Genomic DNA, 6896 nt, shown 5'->3' on the forward strand with positions numbered 1-6896 from the left:
GGTACGAGGTGCCGCCCTGCCCGGCCCCCGACAGCGCCCGCACCAGCGCCCCGCCGCCCGGCCGTACGGCGATCAGGTCGGCCTCGGCGCAGCTGCGGGTCACCCCCGGCTGGAGCACCGGCGGCCGTCCGTCCACCGCCGCGGCCGGCAGCACCAGCACGGAGGTCACCGGCCCGTCCGGCCGCGGCCGCAGCCCCGCGCACACCGCCTGGTCCGGGTCGACGGGCGCCAGCCGGGGCGGCTCGGCCGGCAGCCCCTGCGCCAGCGCCCGGGCGGCGCCCGCCGGGGCCCGGTGCGCGGCCAGGTCCGCCGGCTCCAGCCGGGCCGGCTGCACCGCGCCGCCCCCGTAGGCCTCGCGCTGGGTGGCCGGATCGGCGAGCAGCAGCCGGTACCCGGTCTCCGTCAGCGGCACCAGGCCCTCGCGGGTCAGGACGTACCGCTCGCCGGTCGGCCCGCCGTACATCCGGCCGATCCGGCTCCCGGACCCCGCCAGCGCCGGGCCCGGCTCGCCCCGCCCCGGTGGTGCGGGCGCCGCCAGGGCGGGGCCGGCCCGGAGGGTGTCGAGGAACGCGGCGGTCACCGGCACCGGCACGGCCGCGTCGTAGCCCAGCGCCGCCGTCGCCCCGGCGGCCGGGTCCAGAGCCAGCCGCATCCCCTGCCACAGCAGGTGCGGCCGGCCGTCGGGGCCCGCGATCAGCACGCCCTCCTGCCCGGCCAGCGCCCGCCCGCCGGCCGGCAGGCCGATCGCCAGGGTGAGGCGGGCCCCGCTCTCCCCGGTCCCGGTGGTCCGCCGGGTCGCACACGCCGTCCACGCGCCGCTGGTCAGGTCCTCGGCGCGGGGCGGGGCGTCCGGCGCGCCCACGATGCCCAGGACGTCACCGCGCGGGGTGTCGCCGAGCGAGCGGACGTCCACCTGCTCGAACCGCAGCCGGTCCCCGGCCAGCAGCCGTGCGCTGGTCTCGTTCAGGACGGGGTGCAGGCGGCCCTCGACGTAGAGGAACCGGGCCCCCGAGCCCTTGACCGTGACCAGCGTGCCGGACTGCCGCCAGCCCGTCGCCCCGCCGGGCCGCACCACCCCGTACACCGTGACCACCAGGGCGACGAGGAGCGCCACCAGCAGCCCGTACCAGACGCCTTTGGTGGTGCGGGCGCCGATCGGATCGGGCTCGTCGGGCTCCCCGCGCAGCATGCCGGTGGTCAGCCGGCCCATCACGAACAGATGGGCCTGGACCTGGTCGCGTCGTGACTGCACCGCCGCCGCCCCTCAGCCCTTGACGGCGCGCAGCGCCGCGAAGACCCCGAGCACCTGCAGCGCCAGCGGCACCAGGGCGAGGGCGGCGGTGGTGTGCAGCAGGTCGGCGGCCCGCCCCCAGTACGGCAGCAGCCGCCGGCCCGGCAGCGTCCACGCGGCCAGCGCCAGGACGGTGCCCAGCGCCGACAGCGCCGAGAGCAGCAGCAGCCGGCCCGCCCCGTCCGTGCCGAGCGCCAGGTGCGCGGTGAGCAGCAGCAGCCCGAACGCGGCCGGCAGGACCACGGCCAGCCGTTGCGGGACGCTGCCCACGGCCCGCGCGTGCAGGGCCAGCAGCAGGCACAGCACGCCCGTGAGGGCGGCCGGCGCCCAGCCCCCGGCCGTGGCCAGCAGGGCGGTACCGGCCGTGCAGATCGCCCCGGCGGTGAGCTGGAACGCCGTCAGGTAGCCGTCGGCGACCGCGCTGCGGGCCAGGACGTCCGCGCTGGGCACCGGCTCGATGCCCTCGCGCAGCTCCTCGGCGTTGCGCGGCAGCGGCGGCAGCCGCAGCCCGGCGAGCCGGAACGACAGCCCCGGCGCGAAGCCGCCCAGCAGCACGGCCGCGACCACCGCCGCGGCCGCGCCCTGCTGGGGCGGTATCCCGTACAGCGCCAGCGCCCCCACCCCCGCGGTCACGGCGGCGGCCACCGCCACCCCCAGGAACAGCGGCGCGCAGCCGGCGACCACGGTCAGTCCGAGGACCGCGCCGCCCGCCGCCGCGGATCCGCCGGACAGCAGCCGGGCGCCCAGCAGGGGCGTGCCCGGGTCGGCCGTGGGCAGCAGCGCCCCGGCGACCGCCAGGCACAGGGCGGCCAGGACCCCCAGCGCCCCGCCGGCCGTACGGTCGGCCAGCGTCCGCCCGGCCCCGTACGCGCCCATCAGCAGCAGGACCGCGGTCGCGGCGGCGGCGCCCAGCCGGGGCGCCGCCGGCCCGGGCAGCAGCAACAGGGCGATCCCGGCCGTCAGGGCCGTCACCGCCAGGCCCAGGGCCAGCCGGCGGGTGTGTCCCGGCCCCCAGGAGTCGGGGCGGCCGCGGACCCCGTCCGTGACCCCGTCCACCATGTCGTCGAAGTGCACGGGCGGCAGGGCCGCGCGGCGCGGCCGCAGGTACAGGTCCTCGCCGTCGCGCAGCCCCAGCGCCGCCGGGGTCAGCTCCTCGTCGAGGGCCTCGCCCCCGAGCCGCTGCACCACCCACCCGGCGTGCTCGATCCCGCCCTCGTCCAGGTCGCCGCCGCCCTGCTGGGACGCGTGGGCCAGCACGGCCGGCAACAGGTCGAGCAACGGGACGTCGGCGGGCACGGCCAGTTCGAAGCGGGCGTCCGGGGCGTGGAACCGCACCCGGCACAGCCCTGTCACGGTACTGCTGGTCACCGCTGGTCTTCCTCCCGCTCGCGGCATCGCGGCCCGCTGGCCGCACCCTGCACCGCCTTCTACGCGGGCCGGCCCGCCGCGCGTTCGGCCCGCGAACCGGGCGCGGGTGACGGTGCGTAGCGCTGGAGGGAGGACGGCGGCCGGCCCGCGGCGGCCGCCGAGGAGGGAGACCCACCATGGGTGTGATCCAGCTGGCCCGCCAGCCGCGCCGCCCGGGCCCGGAGATGCCGGACGGTGAACTGCAGCTCCAGGACCCGCCGGACCTGCCGGAACCGCAGAGCGCGCTCTCCGGCGTGATCACCTACGCGCCCATGGCCCTCAGCTCGCTGTCCATGGTCTTCCTCTTCCTCCAGCCGTCCGGGGGCCGCAACCCCGCCCTGATGTACGTGGCCATCGGCATGATGGTCCTGTCGGCGATCGGCATGCTCGTCGTCCAGGTCATCCGGGTGGCCGGCGACCGCAAGCGCCAGGTCCGCTCCGAGCGCCGCGACTACCTGCGCTACCTCGCCCAGATGCGCAAGAAGGTCCGGACGATGATCGTCCAGCAGCAGCAGGCGCTCGCCTGGCGCAACCCCGGGCCCACCGAGCTGTGGACCCTGGTGCGCACCTTTCGGCTCTGGGAACGCCGCCCCGCGCACCCGGACTTCGGCGACGTCCGCATCGGCCTCGGTGCCCAGCGGCTCGCCGTCGAACTGGCCCCGCTGTCCACCAAGCCCGTCGAGGACCTCGAACCGCTGTGCGCGCACGCCCTGCGCCGCTTCCTCCACGCCTACGCCACCCTCGACGACCAGCCCCTCGCCGTGCACCTGCCCGGCTACGCGCAGGTACTGCTGCACGGGCCCGAGGAGGCCGTACGGTCCCTGACCCGTGCCATGCTCGGCCAGCTCGCCGTCCTGCACGCCCCCGGGGACCTGCGGATCGTCGTGGTCACCCCGCTGCGCGGCCGGCCGCACTGGGAATGGCTCAAGTGGCTCCCGCACGCCCTGCACCCGCTGGAGACCGACGGGGCGGGACCGCTGCGCCTGGTGGCCGGCTCCCTGCCGGAGGCCGAGGAACTGCTCGGCGAGGAGTTCGCCGGCCGGCCGCCCTACGATCCCGAGGCCCGGGCCGGGCGGGACGAGCCGTACACCGTGCTCGTCCTGGACGGCGTCGCCGCACCGGCGGGCCACCGCGCGGCCACCGCCGGCTACCGCAACGCCGTCGTCCTGGGCCTGAACGACACCCTGGACCGGCAGGCGGCCGCCCGCGGCTCGCTGCGCCTGCGCATCACCGACGGCGGCGAGCTGGAGATGGTCGAGGCCGACCGCAACCGCAAGGACACCGTCACCCCGCTCGGCCGCCCCGACGCCCTCTCGGTGCACCGGGCCCGGCACCTGGCCGCGCTGATGTCCCCGTACCGGCTGGGCGACAGTCCCGACGCCACCGAACCCCTGGCCACGGACTTCGAACTGACCTCCCTGCTGGGCATCCGCGACCTCCACCACCACGACCTGGCGGCCGCACGGGCCGGCCGCCCCGCCGGGCAACGGCTGCGCGTCCCGCTGGGCATCGCCGCGGACGGGCAGCCGGTGGAGCTCGACCTCAAGGAGTCCGCGCAGGGCGGCATGGGCCCGCACGGCATGCTGATCGGCGCCACCGGCTCCGGCAAGTCCGAGCTGCTGCGGACCCTGGTCCTGGCCCTGGCCCTCACCCACTCCTCGGAGATCCTCAACTTCGTCCTCGTCGACTTCAAGGGCGGCGCCACCTTCCTCGGCCTGGACCGGCTGCCCCACACGTCCGCCGTCATCACCAACCTCGCCGACGAGGCGGACCTGGTGGACCGGATGCGGGACGCCCTCCACGGCGAGATGATCCGCCGCCAGGAACTGCTGCGCTCGGCGGGCAACTACGCCTCGCTGCTGGAGTACGAGACGGCGCGGGCGGCCGGCGCCCCCCTGGACCCGCTGCCGACGCTCTTCGTGGTGGTGGACGAGTTCTCCGAACTCCTCGCCGTCCACCGCGACTTCATGGACCTGTTCGTGATGATCGGCCGCCTCGGCCGCTCGCTCGGCGTCCACCTGCTGCTGGCGTCCCAGCGGCTGGACGAGGGCCGTATGCACGCCCTGGAGTCCCACCTCTCCTACCGCATCGGCCTGCGCACCTTCTCCGCGATGGAGTCCCGCGGCGTCCTCGGCGTACCCGACGCCTACCAGCTGCCCTCCCAGCCGGGCAACGGCTTCCTGCGCTCCGACATCGCCACCCTCACCCGCTTCAAGGCGGCCTACGTCTCCGGCGCCTACCGGACCAAGCGCCGCCCGGTCGCCCCGGCCGTGGTCGAGGGCCAGGTCGTGGCGTACGGGACGACGTACGTCACCCCACGGCACCTGCCGCCCGTCCCGGAGCCGGCGGAGGCCACCGGCCCGGACGCTGAGGGCGACGGCCGGAGCCTGCTGGAGGTGGCCGCCGCGCGGCTGCGCGACTCCGGCCCGCCGGCCCACCAGGTGTGGCTGCCGCCGCTGGACGTCCCGCCCACCCTCGACGAGCTGCTGCCCCCGCTCGCCCCCGACCCCGAGCGCGGCCTGACCACCGAGGACGGCGCCGGCCACGGGCAGTTGTCGGTCCCGGTCGGGCTGATCGACCTGCCGTTCCAGCAGCGCCGCGACCTGCTGACCGCCGACCTGGCCGGCGCGGGCGGCCACGTCGGCGTCGCCGGGGCCCCGCAGAGCGGCAAGTCCACCCTGCTCCGCACCCTGATCACCGCTCTCGCCCTCACCCACACCCCCCGCGAAGTCCAGTTCTACTGCCTCGACTTCGGCGGAAGCACCCTGTCCTCCCTGCGCGACCTGCCCCACATGGGCGGCATCGCCGGCCGGCACGACCCGGAGCGGATCACCCGCGTCCTGGCCGAGATCAACGCGATCATGAGCCGGCGCGAACTCCTCTTCGCCGCCGAGAACATCGACTCCATGGCCTCCTACCGGCAGCGCAAGGCCGCCGGCGCGTTCGCCGACGACCCGCACGGCGACGTGTTCCTCGTCATCGACGGCTGGAACACCCTGCGCCAGGAGTTCATGGACCACGTCCAGACCCTCACCCTGCTCGCCGGCCGCGGGCTCAACTACGGCATCCACCTGGTGATCGCCGCCACCCGCTGGGGCGAGATCGGCGCCGGGCTGCGCGACCAGCTCCAGACCCGGTTCGAACTGCGCCTCGGCGACGCCGTCGACTCCCTGGTCGACATGCGGGCCGCCGCCACCGTCCCCAGGACCGCCGGCCGGGGCATGACCACCGAACGCACCCACTTCCTCACCGCCCTGCCCCGCATCGACGGCCGCGGCGGCGCCGACGACCTCGGCGAGGGCATCGCCCATCTCACCGCCGCCGTCGCCGACTTCTGGCACGGCCCCCGCGCCCCCGAGGTCCGCATGTTGCCCCTGACCGTGGACGCCGCCCGGCTGCCCGCCCCCGAGGGTCGCATGCGCTGCGCGATCGGCCTGGAGGACACCCGGGTCGAGCCGCTGTGGCACGACTTCGAGGAGAACCCGCACCTGGTCGTCGTCGGCGACAGCGAATCGGGCAAGACCAACCTGCTGCGCCTGGTCGTCGACGCCGTCCGGCGCCGGTACGCCCCGGACCGCGCCAAGGTGATGCTGGTCGACTTCCGCCGCGAACTGCACGACGCCGTACCGGACGACCAGCGGGTCGGCTACGCGGTGACCGCCGACGCCGTCCGCTCCCTGATGGCCGGGGTGGCCCGCGCCATGGAGTCCCGGACCCCGCCGGAGGACCTCAGCCCGGACCGGCTCAAGCTGCGCGACTGGTACACCGGACCCGAGCTGTTCGTCGTCGTGGACGACTACGACCTCGTCTCCGGAGCGGCCCAGAACCCGTTCGCCGCCCTCTTCGAACACCTCGCCCAGGGCACGGAACTGGGCCTGCACCTCGTGGTGGCGCGCAGCGCCAACGGCGCGGGCCGGGCCATGAGCGATCCGCTCCTGCGACGGCTGGCGGAGGTCAACACGCCCGCGGTCCTGCTGTCCTGCCCACCCGGCGAGGGCTACCTGTTCGGCAACACCCGCCCGAAGGAGTTCCCCCCGGGCCGCGGCCTCCACATCACCCGCCGCCGCACGGTCCAGGTCCAGACGGCCCTGGTGTCCCCGGAGGAGGCCCCGACCCGGACGTGACGCGGCGGGGCGGGGCCTCCTCCGGGGACACCAGGGCCGTCTGGACCTGGACCGTGCGGCGGCGGGTGATGTGG

General features: G+C 76.3%; 3 protein-coding genes. 1 reads left to right on the top strand and 2 read right to left on the bottom strand.

Going from position 1 to position 6896, the window contains the following annotated elements:
• Positions 1–1252: type VII secretion protein EccB (gene eccB, locus EF918_RS30280; protein WP_125652129.1), on the bottom strand; the 1252-nt coding region annotated here is incomplete at its 3' end.
• A gap of 12 nt (positions 1253–1264) precedes the next feature.
• The gene (gene eccD, locus EF918_RS30285) at positions 1265–2659 is read right to left on the bottom strand and encodes a type VII secretion integral membrane protein EccD (RefSeq protein ID WP_260610807.1); all 1395 of its coding nucleotides are present in this window, start codon (positions 2657–2659) and stop codon (positions 1265–1267) included.
• 176 nt (positions 2660–2835) lie between these two features.
• Between eccD and eccCa the strand changes: the two genes are divergently transcribed.
• Positions 2836–6822 (top strand): type VII secretion protein EccCa, encoded by a 3987-nt coding sequence (eccCa, locus tag EF918_RS30290; RefSeq protein WP_125652131.1) that lies wholly within the window; start codon positions 2836–2838, stop codon positions 6820–6822.
• The last annotated feature ends 74 nt before the right edge of the window (positions 6823–6896 follow it).

The sequence above is a fragment of the Streptomyces sp. WAC06614 genome (assembly GCF_003949795.1).
GTDB lineage: Bacteria > Actinomycetota > Actinomycetes > Streptomycetales > Streptomycetaceae > Streptomyces.